This is a genomic window from Kangiella aquimarina DSM 16071 (assembly GCF_000374105.1).
In the GTDB taxonomy this organism is placed as follows: domain Bacteria; phylum Pseudomonadota; class Gammaproteobacteria; order Enterobacterales; family Kangiellaceae; genus Kangiella; species Kangiella aquimarina.
The window spans coordinates 1,121,493-1,142,370 of the sequence record NZ_KB893650.1 but is presented as its reverse complement, the minus strand read 5'-3'; the positions used below and the strand labels follow the sequence as shown (position 1 = coordinate 1,142,370).

Annotated in this window: 20 protein-coding genes; 3 read left to right on the top strand and 17 right to left on the bottom strand. The window is 42.9% G+C overall.

Going from position 1 to position 20,878, the window contains the following annotated elements; all coding sequences use genetic code 11:
• Nucleotides 1–95: 95 nt before the first annotated feature.
• Nucleotides 96–407: a hypothetical protein gene (locus B158_RS0105530; RefSeq protein ID WP_018624367.1), complete on the bottom strand. Its 312-nt coding sequence runs from the start codon at nt 405–407 to the stop codon at nt 96–98.
• Between the two features lie 494 nt (nt 408–901).
• Here B158_RS0105530 and B158_RS0105525 point away from each other — a divergent pair, with 494 nt between their 5' ends.
• The gene (locus B158_RS0105525; protein ID WP_228127066.1) at nt 902–1,393 is read left to right on the top strand and encodes a hypothetical protein; all 492 of its coding nucleotides are present in this window, start codon (nt 902–904) and stop codon (nt 1,391–1,393) included.
• A 17-nt stretch (nt 1,394–1,410) separates the two neighbouring features.
• Here B158_RS0105525 and B158_RS0105520 read toward each other — a convergent pair whose 3' ends face one another.
• The 5 genes from B158_RS0105520 to B158_RS0105505 form a co-directional block, all read right to left on the bottom strand.
• Nucleotides 1,411–2,841, bottom strand: a complete 1,431-nt coding sequence (locus B158_RS0105520; RefSeq protein ID WP_026309258.1) for an amidohydrolase family protein — start codon at nt 2,839–2,841, stop codon at nt 1,411–1,413.
• A 167-nt stretch (nt 2,842–3,008) separates the two neighbouring features.
• On the bottom strand, nt 3,009–3,191 hold the full coding sequence (locus tag B158_RS13675) for an MAPEG family protein (RefSeq protein WP_407635761.1): 183 nt from the start codon (nt 3,189–3,191) through the stop codon (nt 3,009–3,011).
• 52 nt (nt 3,192–3,243) lie between these two features.
• The gene (locus B158_RS13490; protein ID WP_211215572.1) at nt 3,244–3,396 is read right to left on the bottom strand and encodes a hypothetical protein; all 153 of its coding nucleotides are present in this window, start codon (nt 3,394–3,396) and stop codon (nt 3,244–3,246) included.
• Between the two features lie 36 nt (nt 3,397–3,432).
• Complete coding sequence (locus B158_RS0105510; protein ID WP_018624363.1) at nt 3,433–4,464, bottom strand: NADP-dependent oxidoreductase; 1,032 nt, start codon at nt 4,462–4,464, stop codon at nt 3,433–3,435.
• Between the two features lie 49 nt (nt 4,465–4,513).
• On the bottom strand, nt 4,514–5,071 hold the full coding sequence (locus B158_RS0105505) for a hypothetical protein (RefSeq protein ID WP_018624362.1): 558 nt from the start codon (nt 5,069–5,071) through the stop codon (nt 4,514–4,516).
• A gap of 378 nt (nt 5,072–5,449) precedes the next feature.
• Here B158_RS0105505 and B158_RS0105500 point away from each other — a divergent pair, with 378 nt between their 5' ends.
• Together B158_RS0105500 and B158_RS0105495 are read left to right on the top strand one after the other, a co-directional pair.
• Complete coding sequence (locus B158_RS0105500) at nt 5,450–5,986, top strand: helix-turn-helix domain-containing protein (protein WP_018624361.1); 537 nt, start codon at nt 5,450–5,452, stop codon at nt 5,984–5,986.
• 55 nt (nt 5,987–6,041) lie between these two features.
• A complete protein-coding gene (locus B158_RS0105495) occupies nt 6,042–6,428 on the top strand; it encodes a hypothetical protein (RefSeq protein ID WP_018624360.1) in 387 nt (128 codons plus the stop codon).
• A 123-nt stretch (nt 6,429–6,551) separates the two neighbouring features.
• Here the strand turns inward: B158_RS0105495 and dnaE are convergent, their stop codons facing one another.
• The 11 genes from dnaE to B158_RS0105440 all read right to left on the bottom strand — a co-directional run bounded on the left by dnaE (nt 6,552) and on the right by B158_RS0105440 (nt 20,877).
• Complete coding sequence (gene dnaE, locus B158_RS0105490) at nt 6,552–10,037, bottom strand: DNA polymerase III subunit alpha (RefSeq protein WP_018624359.1); 3,486 nt, start codon at nt 10,035–10,037, stop codon at nt 6,552–6,554.
• A 144-nt stretch (nt 10,038–10,181) separates the two neighbouring features.
• On the bottom strand, nt 10,182–10,757 hold the full coding sequence (gene rnhB, locus B158_RS0105485) for a ribonuclease HII (protein ID WP_018624358.1): 576 nt from the start codon (nt 10,755–10,757) through the stop codon (nt 10,182–10,184).
• A gap of 27 nt (nt 10,758–10,784) precedes the next feature.
• A complete protein-coding gene (gene lpxB, locus B158_RS0105480; RefSeq protein ID WP_018624357.1) occupies nt 10,785–11,981 on the bottom strand; it encodes a lipid-A-disaccharide synthase in 1,197 nt (398 codons plus the stop codon).
• Between the two features lie 68 nt (nt 11,982–12,049).
• A complete protein-coding gene (gene lpxA / locus B158_RS0105475; RefSeq protein ID WP_018624356.1) occupies nt 12,050–12,808 on the bottom strand; it encodes an acyl-ACP--UDP-N-acetylglucosamine O-acyltransferase in 759 nt (252 codons plus the stop codon).
• Nucleotides 12,805–13,275 (bottom strand): 3-hydroxyacyl-ACP dehydratase FabZ, encoded by a 471-nt coding sequence (gene fabZ, locus B158_RS0105470; RefSeq protein ID WP_018624355.1) that lies wholly within the window; start codon nt 13,273–13,275, stop codon nt 12,805–12,807. The genes lpxA and fabZ overlap by 4 nt, the downstream gene beginning before the upstream one ends.
• Nucleotides 13,268–14,314 carry a UDP-3-O-(3-hydroxymyristoyl)glucosamine N-acyltransferase gene (gene lpxD / locus B158_RS0105465; RefSeq protein ID WP_018624354.1) on the bottom strand — a complete coding sequence of 349 codons (1,047 nt, stop codon included), beginning with the start codon at nt 14,312–14,314 and terminating at the stop codon, nt 13,268–13,270. Before lpxD ends, fabZ begins: the two co-directional genes overlap by 8 nt.
• 85 nt (nt 14,315–14,399) lie before the next feature.
• On the bottom strand, nt 14,400–14,900 hold the full coding sequence (locus tag B158_RS0105460) for an OmpH family outer membrane protein (RefSeq protein ID WP_018624353.1): 501 nt from the start codon (nt 14,898–14,900) through the stop codon (nt 14,400–14,402).
• 22 nt (nt 14,901–14,922) lie between these two features.
• A complete protein-coding gene (gene bamA, locus B158_RS0105455) occupies nt 14,923–17,394 on the bottom strand; it encodes an outer membrane protein assembly factor BamA (protein ID WP_018624352.1) in 2,472 nt (823 codons plus the stop codon).
• A 10-nt stretch (nt 17,395–17,404) separates the two neighbouring features.
• Nucleotides 17,405–18,742, bottom strand: a complete 1,338-nt coding sequence (gene rseP, locus B158_RS0105450) for an RIP metalloprotease RseP (protein WP_018624351.1) — start codon at nt 18,740–18,742, stop codon at nt 17,405–17,407.
• 42 nt (nt 18,743–18,784) lie between these two features.
• Nucleotides 18,785–19,984 carry a 1-deoxy-D-xylulose-5-phosphate reductoisomerase gene (gene ispC, locus B158_RS0105445; protein ID WP_018624350.1) on the bottom strand — a complete coding sequence of 400 codons (1,200 nt, stop codon included), beginning with the start codon at nt 19,982–19,984 and terminating at the stop codon, nt 18,785–18,787.
• Between the two features lie 2 nt (nt 19,985–19,986).
• Nucleotides 19,987–20,877 (bottom strand): phosphatidate cytidylyltransferase, encoded by an 891-nt coding sequence (locus tag B158_RS0105440; RefSeq protein ID WP_018624349.1) that lies wholly within the window; start codon nt 20,875–20,877, stop codon nt 19,987–19,989.
• Between the last annotated feature and the right edge of the window lies 1 nt (nt 20,878).

Here is a 20,878-nt window from a genome sequence, read left to right as displayed (position 1 = left end):
TAGCTTAATAGTAATTAGTTTAGTTAAAGGATTTTGAACTGTTCTAGGTTGGGTTAGAGCTTGCCTCGTAACCCAACAAATGCTTTTGGAAAAGTTTAGTTAGTCTGCAACCAAAGATATTTCGAAGGCATGAATAACACGTAAAAGACCGCTAATAGCACCTTGCCCCCTCTCAGACTTGAGCCTCCATTAAGTTTGACCTCGCTACCGGGGGGTACACTGACAGTAACTTTGTTCGAACGACACCAGTCTATTTTCAAATAGACTTCCTTTTCGCCCGGTGGCGTTTCGAATTCAATGGTCTCGCCATTTCCAACCTGTGCTACTTCTTCCCCATTACAGATAACTTTATACTTGCGAACCCTATCCGCATAGCCACTATCGCGGCTTATTGTAATCTTGCTCATTGTTATTCCTTTTGTAAAATTTAATCCAAACGTAATCTTCTTTAACTACGCCAATACATCTGAACTAATAGCAATTACTTCAAACGGCATGAAGTTTATTGGCAATTTAAATAGTGTGCAAGCCAGTGCTAGATGATTATTATTACCAGCAGGAATAAAGCCTGGATTCCGTGTCCTAGCACGGAATGGCTAAATCAAAGAGCAGATCCTGAATCTAGTTCAGGATGACTAAACTGTTTGGTTGGATCTATACTTGCACTGTTTCACTTTTCAGCTCTATGATTAACCAAAGCTTTAAATACTAGGAGACAATCATCCGTCCACATCACATAGCCTGGATAGTCTGTTTAGTTCCCATCATAGCCGCGCATGGAGCTTTATTCATTGGCCTATGGCAGGGGGTTGCCAACGAGTGTGTACCCTACTTTGAGGGATGCACTTCAATCAGCCGCGCTGCCCGAAATGGTGATGCGATATTTTTGTTTCGTGGATTGATGATGCCAACAGCGGCATTTCTGGTGATGTTCTGGTATTTAAAGTGTGTCTGGCTGAAAGAGCTAACCCATAAATCGCACAACACGATTTTCGTGCTAGGAACCATTGGCGCTGTGTTTTTAGTTCTATACGCAGACTTTCTTGGTACCGAAGGTGACTTTTATGAGTTTATGAGACGTTATGGAATCACCCTCTACTTTGCCATGACCATTCTGGCGCAGATGTTAAGCATTCGCAGCTTACAAAAGCTTGGCAATTCATTGGATAAAAAGATTCTACGGTATTTAACCATTCAATTTATTCTAATTACAGTTTACTGGGTTTTAGGTATTTCAAACGTCGTCATCAAAGCAACTGGAGTAAGCTGGGCCGATCAAGCAGAAAACATCATTGAATGGCACTTCGCCTTATACATGTCGTTCTTTTTTGGATTAACCGCCATGATGTGGAAACGAAGTGGCTTTCAATTTCAGTTCAGGATTAACAGATAAGCTTTTAATCACCTCAATCAACGCTCTCTTATTTTGCTCCAAAGAAACTCATCTTTACCGAGATTGTCTGAGTTTTTCTTTGCCAGATTTTCAAGCATGATATCAATCTGACTTTTATCAACCCAACGTCCATTAAAAAACACTCCTGATATCTTTCTAGTGTTATTAATATCCAACAAAGGGTTTTCATCAATCAAAACAAGGTCAGCTAGCTTACCAACTTCAACAGTCCCAACTTTATCATCAATTCCTAACCATGTAGCTGCCAACCTTGTTGCAGCTGCCAAGGTTTCTTCTGTGGTTAAACCAGCATCCACTAACAAGGTCAGCTCGTCATGTAATGAATAACCCCAAACTATACCTGAAGTGCCTGCATCGGTACCCGCTACCATGGGAACGCCAAGCTCTTTAAATGCTTTTACGAGCTTTACATGAAAATCAACCAGCTCATCATAGTAAGCAATTCTTTTTGGGGTTGTGCCTTGATTATATTGATTAGCAGTAATCCATTTGTCTTGCATTAATGGATGTACGTATTTAAAACTTGGAAGATCTCTTACAGCATCCAATGAGCGTCCCTGAGCAGCAATCCTTACCAGGTTCGATAGGTTAGGAGTAACCCAGGTGCCATTCTCTTTAGCCAATCTTGCAAGCTTATAAGCTTCTTCTTCAGTAAACTCATTGGCTTGCTTTGAAAACTCCTCTGCATGAGCTACTAAGCCAAAGTGAGGGACGAAGGCATCTTCACTCTTACCCTCGAAGGCATTGGGTATATGCCCCACCACCTTCATACCTTGTTTGTTAGCCTCATCCACAATCGCTTTGTAGGTTTCAATATTAAGCCTTGAGTAAACCTTGATAAATTGGTAGCCATCGCCTTTTGCGATGCGAACAGCCTGGCGCCCCTCGGACGGAGTAGTTGCCACTTTACTCGCATTGCTTCCATCAATTAACGCCGCCAACGCAATCCTGGGACCAGTGACATCGCCTTTAACGATTTCGTTTCTTTGCCCGAAATGCTCAACTCTACCGCTAAGTTCAAATGTGGTGGTAACGCCATTAGCAACGTATAACAACATAATATCTTGGTTGTCGAAGAAGATTGATGCCCCCTTGGTTGGGTAGTTATTTCCAGGGCTGCCATCTACTAGATTGTGAACGTGCATGTCTATCAGGCCAGGGATAAGCCACTTACCTTCACCATCAATAATCTTGGCATCATTTGGTATTTTTTCACCAATGGCTGAAATTCTATTATCAACAATTACAACTGTCGTGTTCTCGATGATCTCATTATCAACGGTCATTGGTATGATATTTACGTTAGTTAGAGCAAATGTTTTATTTTCTTCATTGTTCTTTCCCTGCGCAGCGTGCTGCTTGATTACGCAACCAGATAGCACAACCAATCCCACGCATAAACCTGCTATAAATCGTAAGTTATTCACTGAAAATTCCTCATTATCCTTTTTAATATTCGTTATTATTTCAATCTACGCATGTAAGATTGCTTTTGATACAAGGAGCGGGTTTCTAAATGTAAGATTTTATTTTGTTTAGCGACAGATATGTGAAAGAGAAATTCAGTGCAGGATGCCTGAATAATGTTCAGAGGTTATATCAAAAGAAAAAACCACATCGCCAAAACCGCCAAAAAATTGATGGTGAAGACCAAGCCTCTTAAGCGGATATTATTTGTCAATATCTGCACTGCGCTATGAATCAATCGGCCACCCACAAATATCCAAGCCAGCCATAATTGAAAAGTATCAGTATTACCTAACACGATTAACAGCAAACAGGTGATGTGGAAAAACAAAGGCCACTCGAATTGATTCGAGAGGTTTGCACTAAATTCGCGGTTCGATTGACGCCCAGTTTTCTTTTTTGCTCTTTATAACACCCCACACTGCAGGAGCACGAACAATCGTCAGCAAAACATAAAGAAAAGCAACCCACGCGATGTGGGCAGCCATTGGATAGAGAAGCAGTTGGTGTGTCATATTCGACGTCATAGGATGATTGTCCTTGTGCAGTCTTTAACTTATTGGCTCATTCACTTTAACCACTAGCTTGCCAAAGTTTTTGCCTTCGAGCATTCCCATGAACGCTTGCGGTGCCTTGTCCAGTCCTTCAACCATCTGCTCACGATAATGAATTTTTCCTTCCTTCAACCACTGCCCCATGTCTTGAGCAAATTCAGGATAACGGTCCCCATAATCGTCGAAGATAATAAAGCCCTGCATCTTGATACGCTTGACTAACAAGGTACCCATCAACATACCCATTCTGTCTGGCCCACTAGGTAGTTCAGTGGCGTTATACTGGGAAACTAAACCGCACAGCGGAATTCTTGCCTTGGTGTTTAAAAGTGGCAACACTGCATCAAACACTTTTCCGCCAACGTTTTCATAATAAACATCAATACCATCAGAGCATGCCTTCGCTAATTGCTCGGCAAAATCATCGGCCTTATGATCAATACAGGCATCAAAACCTAATGTCTCAACTGCAAAACGACATTTTTCTTCACCACCGGCAACACCAATCGCCTTACAGCCTTTAATCTTTGCAATTTGGCCAACCGTTGCGCCAACAGGCCCGGTAGCCGCTGCCACCACCACAGTCTCATCCTTCTTAGGCTGGCCAATATCTAACAGCCCCATATACCCCGTAAACCCAGGCATTCCCATAATGCCCAAGGCATAAGACGGATTAGAAGGGTTCTTGCCCAGCGGCATAACGTCTTTACCATCCGAAACGCTGTAATCCTGCCAACCATTCTGGCTCAAGACCCAATCACCGACCGCAAACTTATCATTGTTGGAAGCTTCAACCTGAGACACCGTACCGCCAACCATCACCTGGTCTAACTCGACCGGATCGGCATACGACTTGGCATCATTCATGCGACCGCGCATGTATGGGTCTAAGGACAAATAAATAGTTTTTAGCAGTATTTCGTCCTCTTTTGGTTCTGGCTTAGCCGATTCCACTAGACGGAAATCATCATCGGTAGGAGCCCCTTTCGGGCGCGAAGCTAATAAGATCTGTCTGTTGTTTGTCGACATAGGTCGTCCTCTAAATTTATTAACATAACGTTTACATGAACTGCGTTTGTTATGTACTAATTTCTGCAATGCACTCTTCTCTTATAGCCCAGATTCTTTCAAACTCAACTTTACTATAGTTATTGCGAATAAAATTTTTATGGAAATTTAACTTTATCTCGCCAATTTCATTGGGCTTTATAGAAATTTCAGAAAAGAATTTGTTTATCGGTTCGTCGGCTTGCACACTGTATCTTGTAAAATCAAGCCGTTCATCCTGATACCGAAGATAACAGTGTGCTTCAGGAATATATTCAACGTTATGCTTTAGCAAAACTTTACCAACCCCTGAAGTATTCTTTCCTGTCATAGGGTAAATACCCACTACCAAATCGATATCAATCAAAAGTTCATCTGCTAGTGCTTTCAGTAAAGCATGTTTTGTACTACAAGCACCTCGACTTTCAGTTAGCACAAGTTTCCAATTAGCTCTGTCAGAAGTTCTTCCGTAAGGCAGTTTCCATACATAATCACATGCAGCGTGAAAACTAGAAATACCACGCTCAATAAACTCTTTTGATAATTCCTCACTGTAATCGAGTTTTTTATTAGGTATCAAATTTAACACTTCACTTCCTTAAGCAAATACCGCTTTCTTATACGAATTCGTATCATAAGACTCTATTATCATTAGTCTCTTTATACAAGTATCGATTCCGCTCGGTAGCATGCATGTTCTCCAATTTGCCACCATTGGTATTAGTGAAATGTTTTAGAGCAGATTCTGAATTTCTCAGGAGCTCTACCGTCGTCACAGTCCAGAATGACAATACTAGAATGGTGGTCATATAACCCATTGATTATTATAGCCATGTCGCTTTGTTGTCACCCCAATGTCGCTCATCCTTCGCGAAGATGTCGTGTTATACTTGGCCTGGAATTTCCATAATTCAGGCTCACCGCTGTATCAGCCAGCGTTACTACTAAACACACAAACGGATTGATTATGATTGTTAGAAAATTGAGATTGAAAAGAGGTTGGTCACAAGAGCACTTAGCCGAGTTGATGGGTGTTAGCACTCGTACGATTCAGCGGATTGAGCGTGGCCAGACTAAGCCCAGTCTTGAAACTCAAAAGTCATTAGCCGCTGTGTTTGAGGTTGATATAGCAACATTTGAACCGTCCATAGCAATGGACAGCACAGGAGAGCCTGATATGAACACCACCAATACCAATGAAACGACTCAAGAAGCTCAACAAGGCGCGAAACCTAAGCCAGCTGTTGAAACTGTTAGCAATGAAGAAGCTGAAGCAATGGAGTACGTAAAAGGGATTAAAGACTTTTATGGACATTTACTGTTCTTCATCATTTTTACTGTCATCTTCATTTTTACGGGGAAAATTTCTGAGATGTTAATCCCGTGGGGAGCCTGGGCATTGGGTCTTACCATCCATGGATTGCAGGCCTTTGAGGTCATCAACCTTTTCAAGATCAATTGGGAAAAGAAGATGGTGGAAAAGCGCTTAAAGAAAAAGTTGTAATTAGTCATCATAGTGAGCAGACTCTAAGTCTGCTCCACTTTAACAGTCACTTTAGATGAATTGGATTTTCAGCCTCATCATTCTAGTCGCAGCCATATTTCTTATAGGCTTCGCATTCATAGCTGTTATCAAACCTGCACCTGCAAAGCACTTCTTGCGACAGTTTGCCTCATCTAGCCAAGCACATTACAGCGAACAGCTGGTTCGAATCATCTTTGGTTTATCCTTGATTCTCTACTCACCGCAGATGTTATACAGCGAAGTCTTTTTCTATTTTGGTTGGTTACTGGTGGTTACCAGTATCGGGTTATTGTGTATTCCCTGGTGGTGGCACAAAAAGTTTGCTGATAAAATTATTCCCTGGGTAATTCGATTACTTCCTATATATGCAATTGGTTGTTTAGTGTTGGGTGGTGCTTTGGTTTATGGGGTATTGGGATAAAGAAGATTTTGTTGGGATTCGCGTTGCTCATCGCCAACCTACTTTTAGTCAAATTAAAGGCACCCGTAGGCTGGTGATGTACCCCTAGGGCAGGATCAACGAAGTGAATCCCAGCAGATTTATCTAATACTCCACTCTTGCATCAACACAGCCGGGGATGTGTTTGAGGCTGAACACTAATGAATCAACTGGCTGTACGCACCAGTCTTCGCTCATGACGAAATCACCGGCGATTTGTTTTTGTTGGTACTGGAAGTTGATAATTACTGGGCAGGCGCCGTCGCGGTTTTGGCTGATTTTTTCTTCAAGCTCGACCATGGTGTCTGGGCCGATGATGGAGTCGGAGATGGTGATGACGATTTTTTTGCAGTATTGTTCTCGCGCCTGTTCAAATGACATGACGCTATTAGCGCTGACGCTGGTGCCGCCAGAATAATCATCATGGCGCGCTTCGCCATCAACCACAATGACATTATCGCGGCTCAATAAATGGCGGTAGGTTTCAAAAGTTTCAGCATAGACTGTGACATCACAACGACCGGACTTATCGTCCAAAGTGAGAATCGCCATTTTATCGCCGCGCTTAGTATTCATGACGCGCATGCCAACAATCAAGCCTACCACTCTTGCTGAATTACCACGCCCGGTTGGTTGCAGGTCACGCAGTCGGGTAATGCTCATTTGTTTAATTTCTGGAATGTAACGATCGATTGGGTGACCTGTCAGGTATAATCCCAATGTTTCTTTTTCGCCTTGCAGAACCTGTTCATCAGTCCACGGCTTAACACGAATATATTGATGCTGTTCGGTGGCGGTTGTGGTGACGACGCTTCCAAACAAGTCGTCCTGCCCTGCTGCCTGGCTTTTATTAAACTGCTCAGCAGCTTTTACCGCCTCATCGAGCGAAGCCATCAACGTTGCGCGATTCGGCCCTATAAGGTCCATCGCGCCAGCACGAATCAAGGCTTCTAAAGTACGGCGGTTGGCTTTTTTCAGGTCAACTCGACTACAGAAATCGAACAGGTCTTTGTATGGGCCATTGGCTTCACGTTCTTTGACGATGCTTTCGATAGCACCCTCACCAACTCCTTTAATGGCACCGATTCCATAGACGATACGACCTTCTTCATCCACCGAGAAACGGTACTGCCCTTTGTTCACATCTGGCGGCGTAATGGTTAGTCCGCTGTTCTGCGCATCTTCAACATAGGTAACAACCTTGTCGGTATTATCCATATCGGAGGACATTACCGCAGCCATGAAGGCTGCCGGATGATGCGTTTTCAGCCATGCGGTCTGATACGCTACTAATGCATAAGCAGCCGAATGCGACTTATTGAAACCATAACCGGCGAATTTTTCTACCAGGTCGAAAATCTTCATGGCCAGATCGCCATCAACACCATTCTTGATCGAGCCTTCTTTGAAGATACTACGCTGCTTCTCCATCTCTTCGGGCTTTTTCTTACCCATGGCACGACGCAAAATATCCGCGCCGCCAAGCGTATAACCAGCCAAAACCTGAGCAATCTGCATCACCTGCTCCTGATAGAGGATGATGCCGTAGGTCGGTTCGAGAATTTCTTTTAGGGATTCATGTTGATAATGAGGATCTGGGTAAGAAACTTTCTCGCGTCCGTGTTTACGATTGATGAAGTTATCAACCATACCTGACTGCAACGGACCCGGACGAAACAGAGCAACCAGTGCGATAATGTCTTCAAAACGGTTTGGTTTAAGACGCTTAATCAGATCCTTCATACCGCGTGATTCAAGCTGGAAAACTGCTGTGGTATCTGCGCGTTGCAGCAAATCGAAAACCTGCTGATCTTCGGTATCAATCTTCGCAATATCGATTGGGTCTTCGCCTTTCTTGGCGATAATGGCGTTGGCCGTTTCAAGTGCCCAGTCAATAATGGTCAGGGTTCTTAGACCCAAAAAGTCAAACTTGACCAGACCGGCACTTTCCACATCGTCTTTATCAAACTGAGTAACAATATTGTGACCAGTTTCATCGCAATACAGCGGCGCAAACTCTTCCAGATCATTCGGTGCGATAACCACACCACCGGCGTGCTTACCGGCATTTCGAGTGACGCCTTCCAACTTACGCGCCAAATCCCACATCTCACGAACGTCTTCATCTTCTTCGTACAAGCGTGGTAATTCTGGTTCCTGCTCAAATGCTTTTTCCAGCGTCATCCCTACTTCGAAAGGAATCAACTTGGCCAGCTTATCGACGAAACCGTAAGGATGACTCAGTACACGACCAACGTCACGAATAACCGCCTTGGCGGCCATAGTACCGAAGGTAATAATCTGCGAAACACTGTTTCGGCCGTAACGTTCGGCCACATAATCAATGACTCGATCGCGTCCTTCCATACAGAAGTCGACGTCAAAGTCGGGCATCGATACACGTTCAGGATTCAGGAATCGCTCGAAAAGCAGGTCGTATTCCAGTGGATCAAGATCGGTAATCTTCATGGCATAGGCCACTAAGGAACCGGCACCGGAACCACGGCCGGGGCCAACCGGTACGCCATTATTTTTGGACCATTGAATAAAGTCGGCAACGATCAGGAAGTAGCCCGGGAATCCCATTTGATTAATAACGTCTAGCTCAATCTGTAAACGCTCATCATATTCCTTGCGGATTTCTGCAAAGTTCTCTGCATTGCGGTCATACAATTGGTCAAGTCGTTCTTCGAGGCCGTCTTTGGAGACCTTCTCAAAGTACTGTTCAATGGTCATGCCTTCAGGAATGGGGAATTCCGGCAGGAAGTACTCGCCTAGACGCATATCCAAATTACAGCGCTTGGCAATTTCTACACTGTTTTCTAGCGCTTCTGGAATATCTTCAAACAGCTCAACCATTTCGGCTTCGCTGCGCAAATATTGCTGCTCACTGTAGTCTCTTGGACGACGAGGGTCAGCGAGAACACGTCCCTGGTTAATGCACACACGAGCCTCATGGGCATCGAAATCTTCTTTGTGCAGGAATCGCACATCGTTAGTAGCCACAACAGGTGTGCTAGCGCCTTGCGCTAAACCTATCACCTGATGAATGTATTCATTTTCTTGTGGACGACCAGTACGCTGCAGCTCCAGATAGAAGCGATCTTTAAAATGATGATTCCAGAAACCCAGGTTTGATGCTGCCTGATCCATATTGCCAGCAAGGAGTGCCTTACCTACATCCCCTTGACGTCCGCCGGAAAGAATAATGAGCCCTTCGGCAAACTCGGGTAGCCATTCTTTTTTTGCAAGAGGTAAACCACGATGCTGGTTTTTAAGGTAGGCACGAGAAATAAGATACTTGAGATTGAGGTAACCGGTATTGTTCATGCACAAAGCCGTGACACGAAAATGGTCGTCCTCATCATTAGGATTCTGAATTAATAAGTCAGCGCCTGCTATCGGCTTTATGCCCGCGGATACTGACTGGGAATAGAACTTGACCAGGCCACACATGTTCATCTGATCGGTCATGGCGATTGCCGGAATATTCTGTTCCTTACAATGCGCGATCAGTGGCTTAACCCGCACCACACTATCCACCATAGAGTATTCGGTATGCATTTTAAGGTGAACAAAGCGTGGCGTCATAGTTTTCTGTCTGTTGGCTCTTGTCGTTATGAGATATTAATTATTGGTATGAACTGACTTATTATAAAAGCCAGTAGAATTGTTTCCAGTGTTTTAATTGATTTGTTATTTTTATATTATTTTTCAATAATTTAGAATCAACACTTAAAATTCGAGCATTTTCTGGACTGGCGCATAGGAACGACGATGAATGGGAGTGATACCTAACTTTAAAATCGCCTCTCGATGCTGCTTGGTAGGATAACCTTTATGCTTGGCGAAACCATACCCCGGATAAACCTGCTCCATTTCAGCCATCTCAGTGTCTCTTGCAACCTTTGCCAAAATTGATGCAGCGCTGATTGCCGGTTCCTTACTATCACCTTTAATGATAGCTTCCATTCGACAATCCAGTTCAGGGCAGTGGTTACCGTCAATTAGTGCAAGTTCAGGAGCATGCTGAAGCGATTCTACGGCCCGTTTCATGGCCAGCAAGCTGGCCTGCAAAATATTGATTTGGTCAATTTCTTCGACTTCGGCTCGAGCTATTGACCAAGCCAGAGCTTTTTCCTTTATCTCAATAACAAGCGCTTCGCGACGCTTCTCAGTCAACTTCTTAGAATCTGCAAGTCCTTCAATAGGCTTGGCAGGATCGAGAATTACCGCTGCCGCGACTACCGGTCCCGCTAGAGGGCCTCGCCCTACCTCATCAACACCTGCAATTAATATTGTTTGTTCCATAGACTATTTTTTATTTATGAAATGGGGTTAGCGTGTGTTATTCAGCCACCACTGGGTAATAGAATTAGCTGCGTAAACATCTGCATCCTTACGCAATTTGCTGTGCCATTCTTCGAATACAGCCTTAGTTTCCTGCCAGCGTTGGCCATCATCTTCCAGCCATGCACGGACTTCTGCAAAAATATTGTCTGGCGTACATTCGTCCTGTATCAACTCTGGTATCAAGGGCTTTTTAGCCAGCAAATTAGGAATGGCGAAAGTATCGATGATCAGTAATTGTTTAAATATCTGATAACTGAAACCGCCAACTTTGTACGCCACTACAGTAGGACGTTTTATCAGCATCGCTTCCAGAGTTGCAGTACCTGAAGCCATCACAACCAAATCACTGGCAGCCATACAATCTCTCGATTGCCCATCAAATAATTGAATATCAGGCGCATCTCGGGTGTCTTGCAACAATGCTTCAAATTGCTGTCGGCGAGCCTGGTTTGCCATTGGCGCAATAAATTGGGTGTCTGGATAATAATCCTGAATCAGTTTTACCGTATCGATAAAATCCTGCCCAAGGAACTTCATCTCTGACCCACGACTTCCCGGCATAATACAAACAACTCGCTGGTCAGCCGAATAAGATAATCCTAAGCGCTGTCTGGCTTCTGACTTATCCATCTCCATTGGGATCTGATCGGCCAACGGATGACCCACACAGAAGTTATCAATCGCATGTCTCTGATAAATATCCTGCTCAAAAGGAAACAGACACAACATCAGATCGGTAGCTTTACGGATTTTGAAAATACGTTTCGGACGCCAGGCCCAAACTGACGGGCTGACATAATGAATCGTTTTAATATTATTGGCTTTTAACTTCTTTTCCAGACCAATATTAAACTCAGGGGCATCGATACCGATAAACATATCAGGCGGTGATTCAATCCAGCGTTTGGCCAGTTCACGCCTCATTTTAAGTAATTCTGGAAGTCTTTTCAGAATTGGAACAATCCCCATTACCGCCAGAGATTCCATCGGATATAGGGATTTGCAGCCCCCGGCTTGCATCAAATCGCCAGCAATGCCTTCAAACTCGGCATGAGGGAAGTGTTTTTTTAGCTGTTTAATTAGGCCTGCACCTAAGATATCGCCAGATGATTCTCCGGCGATTATGGCAATCTTGGTCACTGATTCTGCTACGGTATTATCAGCAAAAGGCGATGTTTGCATCGCTATACCCCTTTATTATTTTTAACTTAAGCAGACCAGATATCTACGACAGCTTTGCTTTAAACAACTTAACGCAAAATACCTCGGTTCGCATTCTGCAAAAATTCTATCATTTGTTGCACATGCGGATCGGAACTTTCCGACATTTCAGCAATTGCTTCTTCGGTCTTCAGTGACTTACGGTAGATACTTCGGTAGGCACGCTTGAGCTCGCTGATACTCTCCGCAGAGAAGCCACGGCGCTTAAGGCCTTCTGAATTAAGGCCATAGGGCGCATTTTCAGCGACCAAAACAAACGGTGGAATATCTTTACTGATGGCACAATCCATACCAATAAAGGCATGCGCGCCAATCTTGCAGAACTGATGAATCTTGGCAAATCCGGAAAGAATGACATGATCACCAACATGAACATGCCCGGCAAGAGTCGCATTGTTCGACATGATGATGTTATCACCCAGCACACAATCGTGTGCTATGTGAGTATAGGCCATAAACCAGCCATTATTGCCAATACGCGTTTCTGAATTATCCTGTACTGTACCTCGATGCACAGTGCAGCACTCGCGGAATACATTTCCATCACCAATAATGGTTCGAGTGGGCTCGCCCGCATACTTCTTATCCTGATTTTCTTCACCAATTGAAGAAAACTGGAAGAAGCGGTTATTTTTACCAATCGTGGTGTAGCTTCCAATAACGACATGAGGACCAACTACAGTCCCAGAATCAATGGAAACCTCTTTACCAACAATTGAGTATGGGCCAATTTCTACGTCTTCAGCAATGTTTGCTGATGGGTCAATAATGGCGGTTGGATGGATCACACAATATCCTTCTTTGCACACATGAGTTCAGCGGAACACACTACTTTACCGTCAACGGTAGCCTTGGCAGCGAATTTCCACATATCGCGCTTACGCTTCAAGACAGTAACCTCCATCACCAACTGATCGCCTGGCTCAACAGGTTTCTTGAAGCGTGCATCGTCAATACCAACAAAATAAAACAAAGAGTCATCTGTTGGCAAATCTTCGGTAGTCTTAAATGCCAATATACCACTTGCCTGAGCCATCGCCTCAAGCATTAAAACCCCTGGAAATACTGGACGGTGCGGGAAGTGGCCCGGAAAGAATGGCTCGTTTACCGTAACATTCTTAATCGCTTTCAAATACTCCCCTGCTTTGTAGTCAACCACTCGGTCAACTAACAAAAAAGGATAACGATGAGGCAAATGCTTCATTACTTCATAGATATCCATCGAATTCATTTCTGTAAAATTGTTATCACTCATCTTTATCTTCTCTTGAGTCTTTTAGCTGTCCTAATTCTTTTTCCAGCTGTTTTAGTTTACGCCACATCTCATCCAGTTGCCTGAACCGTACGGCGCTTTTATGCCATTCCTTGTTAGACTGGAATGTTGTACCTGAAGAATAGGCTCCAGGCTCCGTAATTGATTTATTCACAAAAGTTGTAGCTGTGATATGTGCTTTATCACATACCTCAAGATGGCCAATTATACTCACTCTGCCAGCTATTGTGCAGTGCTTTCCAATAGTAGTACTGCCAGCAATTGCCGTACAGCCAGCGATAGCTGTGTAATCACCAATGACAACATTGTGTGCAATATGAATATGGTTATCGAGCTTAACCCCTGTTCCGATAATGGTATTTTCGAGAGCACCGCGGTCTATAGCTGTATGTGCACCGATTTCCACTGAGTCCCCTATGATAACGCTACCGACCTGAGGAATCTTTACCCATTCACCCTTGTCATTGGCATAACCGAAACCATCTGAGCCAATCACTGCATTAGCGTGAATAATACAATCCTTGCCTATTTCAACTGCATGATAGATAACCGCATTGGGATATATTAAGGTGTTGGAACCAATTTTGACGTTTTCACCAATTACTACGCCCGCTCCAACTACCGCATTATCACCAATCTCAGCTCCTTCCTTAATCACCGCATTAGCATCAACAGTTACATTAACGCCCAGTTGAGCTGATTCGGCAATTATAGCGCTTGATGAAATGCACTGCTTGGGACGAGGAGTTGTATCAAAGAGCTGAGCAACTTTTGCATAACCAAGATAGGGGTCTTGCATGACCAGCAAATTACCACTTAACTGCTCAGCAATAGCAGAATTAACTATCAATGCCGAAGCATTGCTACTTTCTACATGACTTAAATACTTTTTGTCGCTTATAAAGCTCAGCTCACCTTTTTGCGCCTTATTTAACGGCGAAACCGCAGTTATTGCTAACTGCGGTTCACCTTTAAGCTCAGCGCCAATGTGCTCAGCGATTTCTTGAAGTGTCTTTTGCAAACCTTTGACTACCTGAATATACCCTTATTAAGAATAATACTACTCACTTATCAAACGGTTGCAATATTTTTAAAGCTTTATTGGCTTATTTTGATAACTCAGCAAGAACCTGATCGGTTACTTCTGGTACAGAGCTATCAATGTATGGTGCTGATTGACGGTCTAATAAAATGTTAAAACCACCTTTTTTAGCAACAGACTCAACAGCAGCTCTGATTTGATTGCCCAATTTAATCTGTTCTTCACGACTACGTTTCTCAACGTCTTCTTTAAAAGCGGCTTCCTTTAACTGGAAATCAGACATTTTTTGCTGAATCGCACGCTTCTTTTCAGTAGCTTGGGATTCTGACATGGTTGCTACGTTATTGATGTATTCTTGACGAGCAGTTTCAATTTCTTCACCTAAACGCTTCAACTCATTTTCACGTCCAGAAAATTCTTTTTTCAACTTTTGATTGATTGCATCTTTTTGTGGGACTTTAGCCATAACTTCACCAAAGTTTATAATACCAATTTTAGTCTCAGCATTTGCCAACATTGGTACGCTTGCCACAACAAATAAAATAACAGCTAATAATTTTTTCAAAATATTTCTCCAATAATTTTAATTAAAATGTTCGACCAATTGTAAAACTAAAAGTTTCTGTGTCGTCATAAGGTTCACTTTTTAAAGGTCGAGATAAACTAAACTGCAACGGGCCCATAGCTGAATACCATTGCAATGATATTCCATATGAAGCCCTGTAATCCTTGTAATCACTATAATCAGGAACAAACTGTAGAAGGCTATTTTGTTCAATATTTAAACCTTCAAATCGCTCCGCGTCAAACTTTGTATCCCAGACATTACCAACATCAACAAAAAAGCTGGTTCTTACATTAGAGTTATCTTCTATAAATGGGGTCGGGAAAATCAATTCAAATGAATTCAAGAAACGAGCATTACCTCCTACCGAATATCTTCCTATGAAGAGCTGGTCATACTCACTTGGCAAAATTACGGTAGTATTTCCTGCACCTGGTATCGGGCTGGGCACGCTCTGAGTTGTACGAATCCTTTGAATATCTCTGGGGCCGATTGTATTAGTTTCAAATCCCCTTAAAGATGAGCTACCACCACCATAAAAGTTTTGGAAGTATGGTAAATCCTCTGTATCACCATATCCATCTCCATACGCTAGTCCACCACGAATAGAGAAAATCCATCCATCATTAGATATTGGGAAGTAATAGTCATAATCATAGGTGGCTTTGTAGAACTCCAAATCTCCGATTGAGGTGCCTACATCTAAACCATAACGGTGACGAGTACCTTTTGAAGGAAAAATTGCGCGATTCAGTGAGTTAATACTATAACCTAAATTAACTGAGAAAATATCAAACTCAACGTCTGTATCTACTCTTGCATCACTCCCAAGCAATTCAAAGAAGTCTATTACTCTCTGAGAGTTTGTGATAGGCGAGCTGAGTTCATTCTTGGATACATTAAAGCCAACATTGAAAGTTGAAAACTCACCAGTAGGTAAAAAAACGTTGGTCCCAAAACCAATGGTGTCTAAGCTTTGTGCGATTAAATTTAATTTTCCATAGTCAGTTTCACTGAAGTTAATATTAGAAGATAAACCAATACCATCTTGAGTAAAATAATTATCAGTATAATTCAACCTGATACTTTTTATTGCTTTATTTGTATTTAGCGCTAAACCTACTGAATTACCTGTACCCATAAAGTTACTGTGTGATAACTCTCCATTAATGCTCATTCCATAAAAGTCATTGTAACCCAAGCCTCCACTAACTTGAGCAGCACTTCTTTCTTGAACCTCAAAAATCACATCAGCTCTATCAGTGCTTCCTTCCTTTTTTACAGTATCAACCTTAACGCTTTCTAGATAAGGTAATCTTTGTAACCTAATTTTAGATCTTTCCACCAAAGCCGAAGATAGGGAGCCACCCTCCTGGACCCTTACCTCGCGCCTTAAAACATTTTCATCTGTAGAAGTATTCCCTTTAAAACCAATGCGATCAACATAATAACGCTCCCCTGTATTTATAAAGACTCTCAACTTTGCTTCAGGGGTATCTTTCGAAAGTTCAGGTATCGTTCTCACTTCAGCAAATGCATAACCATAAAGCCCTAAAAATTGTTTAATCTGTTCTTCAGCGAATGTCATGGCCGCTGCAGAGTAAGTATCTCCAGCTTTTAGAGGAATTAGATTTTTAAATGTTTCAACATCAAAGTTAAAATCACCCAAAACATCTAACTCCGAAATGGTATACACCTCACCTTCATCAACAACGATAGTGATATATATATCTTCTTCATTATTTGCTAATGAAATTTCTGTAGAGGTAATTTTAAATTGTAAATATCCACGGTCTTTATAAAAAGATGTTAATGTCTCAAGATCCTTTTCAAGAGTTGTACTACTGTATTTATTATCATCAGTGATAAAAGTTAAAAACCCACCAGTTGTTAGCTCAAACTGAGATAGTAATTTATTATCAGGAAATACATTATTACCAATAATATTAAACTCTTTAATCTTAGCCGAACCACCCTCATTGATGGTTAAATGTAACTGAACACGGTTACGTGACAACTCCGCTAACTTCTTTTCAACACTGATATGGTAATGCCCGTTCGAATAGTACTGATTGGCAATTTCCTGCTCAATTTTTTCTAGAACAAAGCTGTTGAGTACTTCTCCTTTGGAGATCCCAGCTCCTTCCATACCCTCAAGCAGCTGTTCGGTTTTTAAGACCTTGTTGCCTTTGATAATAATGTCTGTGATAACAGGACGTTCAACCACTATGGCTTTAAGTGTATTACCCTCTTTCTCTAGCTTTACAAAATCAAAATTACCGCTCTGATGAATAGCTCGAATAATTCCTGGGACACGTGCATCGTCAAGGGTTTCACCTACACGAATAGGTAGCTCTGTAAAAAATGAGCCTAACTCTACCCTTTGCAATCCCTCAACCTGAATGTCTTCTACAACGAAGGGCTCGATTGCGCCTGCTTTGGAAAAAAGTGCAGATAATACTAAAGCCGTAACTGTTTTTGTTATCAAACGCATTGATTGTTCTCTATTGGTTTATTCGGTTTATATCGAAAAATAGCGCAATCGCCATGATTGTCAGCACTAGTATGATGCCAACTCTCATACCAAGTTCCATAATTTTTTCAGAGACAGGCTTGCCACGAACAAGTTCGACAAGATAGTACATTAAATGACCACCATCCAGCATTGGGATTGGCAAAAGGTTCACGAAGCCTAAATTGACGCTTATCATAGCGAGATAAAGCAAGAATGCAACCATTCCAGCCTGTGCAGTCTGGCCTGCACCCTGAGCAATGCCAACGGGCCCACCCAGATTTTTGATTGAGAGTTTTCCAGTCACCAGCTTACCGAGAAAACTACCTATTCGCTCGATCATGACCCAGGTTTGTTCAGTTCCCTTACCAATAGCACCAAAAAAGTCATAGTTGATGACGTTATAGCTTTGAAACCCAGGACTAATCCCTACAAAACCTATATTGGGATCTCGCTCGTTCGGTTGTGGTGTAACGGTTAAGTGCTGTTGAGATCCATTCCTTAATACAACCAGCTCCAGCGGTTTATTTGGGTTATCCTCAATAAACTCAACCAGCTCGCTCCACAGAGTGATGTTTTGGCCATTGACCGACAGGATCTGATCCTGTGCTTTTAGCCCACCCTTATCGGCTGGCAAGTTTTTAACAACTGTACCCAATTTAGGAGGACCATTTACTGGACCAAAATCGAGCCCCAGGCTATCAAAAATAGTACCCTCGTCTGGCTCCTGCCATTGACTCACATCTAATGTAACGATCGTTGGATCCTGTCCGATAGGCTTCACTTCAACGTCAATGGTTTTGTCATCGGCGATATGATCTACAAATGCAAAGACCGCATCTTCCAGGCTTTTTACAGGAACCCCATCCACTGCCAGAATTTCACTGTTTTCAGGGAAATTGGCCTGTGATGCTACAGTATTTGGTAAAACATCCGTAACAAATGGCTTTCCAACCGCTATGCCCATCATATACACAGCCGCATAAACCAATATGGCTAATAGAAAGTTTGCCATGGGCCCTGCCAAAACAATCAAGATTCGTTTCCACACTGGCTGGCGGTTAAATGCGTAAGGCAGGTCTTCTTCGGCTACGTCACCTTCTCGCTCATCAACAAACCGCACATAGCCGCCTAAAGGGATTGGGGCAACAACAAACTCAGTTCCATGCTTATTGGTGCGCCCCCAAATTGGTTTGCCAAAGCCGACCGAGAACCTTAGCGCTTTTACGCCAAGTTTTTTTGCAACCCAATAGTGTCCCCACTCATGAAAAGTGACCAGCACTCCAAGCAGGATTAACAAGCCAAAAATACTGTATAAAAAATCCGTCATTCTTAATAAGTTCTCAATCTTTTGCCCGTCAATGCGGGTATATTAATTTGCAGCAAATCCATCGACAATATGCTGTGCTCGGTCTCTTGCCTGCTTGTCAGCGTCCAGTACTGAATCTAAGTCAATCACTTCAGCATACACAGTTTCAGTTAATGTCTGCTGAATAACCACTGCAATCTGATCAAAGTTTATTTTTTCGTCTAAAAAAGCCGCAACGGCAACTTCATTAGCTGCATTCAATCGGGCAGGTGTATTACCACCCTGCTCCATGGCTTCTTTCGCTAGCTTCAAGCAGGGGTAGCGCTCATAACTTGGTTGCTCAAAGGTCAACTGACTTATCTGCATGAAATCAAGGGGCTCAACGCCTGCACTAATCCTTTCAGGAAAAGCCAGAGCATGCGCAATTGGTGTACGCATATCAGGATTCCCCATCTGCGCCAATACAGAACCATCCTGATAGCGAACCATCGAATGTATTATACTTTGCGGGTGCAGAACCACTTCTATTTGCTGAGGCTGAACATCGAATAACCAGCAGGCCTCGATCAATTCCAAACCTTTATTCATCATAGTGGCTGAATCTACAGAAATTTTTCGTCCCATTGTCCAGTTCGGGTGAGCGCAGGCTTCATCAGGACTAATCACAGAGAATTCAGCCAGTGGCTTCGTTAAAAATGGTCCACCTGAACCGGTCAGAACAATATTATGGATACCGCAGGATTGGATGCCTCGCGCAACAAAATGTTCCGGTAAACATTGGAATATAGCATTATGCTCGCTATCTATTGGCAACAGAGTGGCACCACTTTCTTTTACTGCCTGCATAAAAATAGCACCAGACATCACCAATGCTTCTTTATTAGCCAATAAAACTTTCTTAGCTGCTTTTACTGCTGCCAAAGTTGGTAATAGACCTGCTGCACCGACGATTGCAGCCATAACTGTATCTACATGGTCATGGCTGGCCACCCAGGCAAGCTGCTCGTCACCGACTAAAACCTTGCTAGAAACATTATGCTCAGCAAGTCTGATCTGTAGTGACTCTGCATGCTCTGAACTTGTGAGTACGGCGTACTCAGGTTCAAATTCAACACACTGTTTAAACAACAAATCAATGTTTTGATTAGCCGTCAGTGCAAAGACACGGTAGCGCTCTGGATGACGTCTAATCACGTCCAGCGTATTGGTTCCTATGGAGCCCGTTGCGCCAAGTATGCAGATAGATTCACGTTGCACAGTCATAATCACAAACTAAGGCTGAAGCCATGCTTAAAAATAAGTAAAGCAACAATAAAGAATGGTGCTACTGATAAAGTACTATCGAGTCGGTCCAGTAAGCCGCCGTGTCCCGGCAAAATCTGACTGCTGTCTTTAATGCCTGCCTGTCTTTTAAGCATGCTTTCAAACAGATCCCCAATTATGGAAACCACTACAAGAATCACTGCCAATAGGACAAACCAACTCAACGAAAAGGATAGGTCTATAAAGAATGCAGCAATTGTTGAAAGAACCGTTGCTGTTACCAGACCACCAATAGCGCCTTCCCAGGTTTTATTCGGGCTCACCACAGGAGCAAGTTTATGCCTTCCAATTGTTTTGCCGAAGAAATAGGCACCAACGTCAGCGCCCCAGATAACGACAAACATCAACAGCAGTAACCAACCGCCATAAAAATGATTTTCTAGTATGTCGGTGCTGCGAATCAGCACGATAGCCAGCCAGGCTGCTGCTAAAAATACCAAACCAAACAACGCACGTATCCATGGTCCGCGCAACCATGTTCGACCAGCTTTTGGGTAGAGAAGAATTAGTACAAACGCTACGACCCACGCCATGATCGAAACCATTAAGAGTTTAAAGGGATGGACTTCGGTCCAGTTAGTGGGGATTGTGGGATACTCAAAAAACTCACGTTGAGTTAACCAATAATAAATCCCGCCAAGAGCAACCAGAACTATCATTATAAATAACGTTTTGAGGAAAGTATTTGTCTGTAACAGGCGACTCCATTCCCAGGCGATAATACCGAAGATTGGGATGAGAATAAGCGAAAAGACCTTAAGCCCAGGGTAGAAAAGCAGTGTTAAGGCTAATGGTAAAAGCACTAGCGCAGTAATAATTCTTTGTTTCAACATA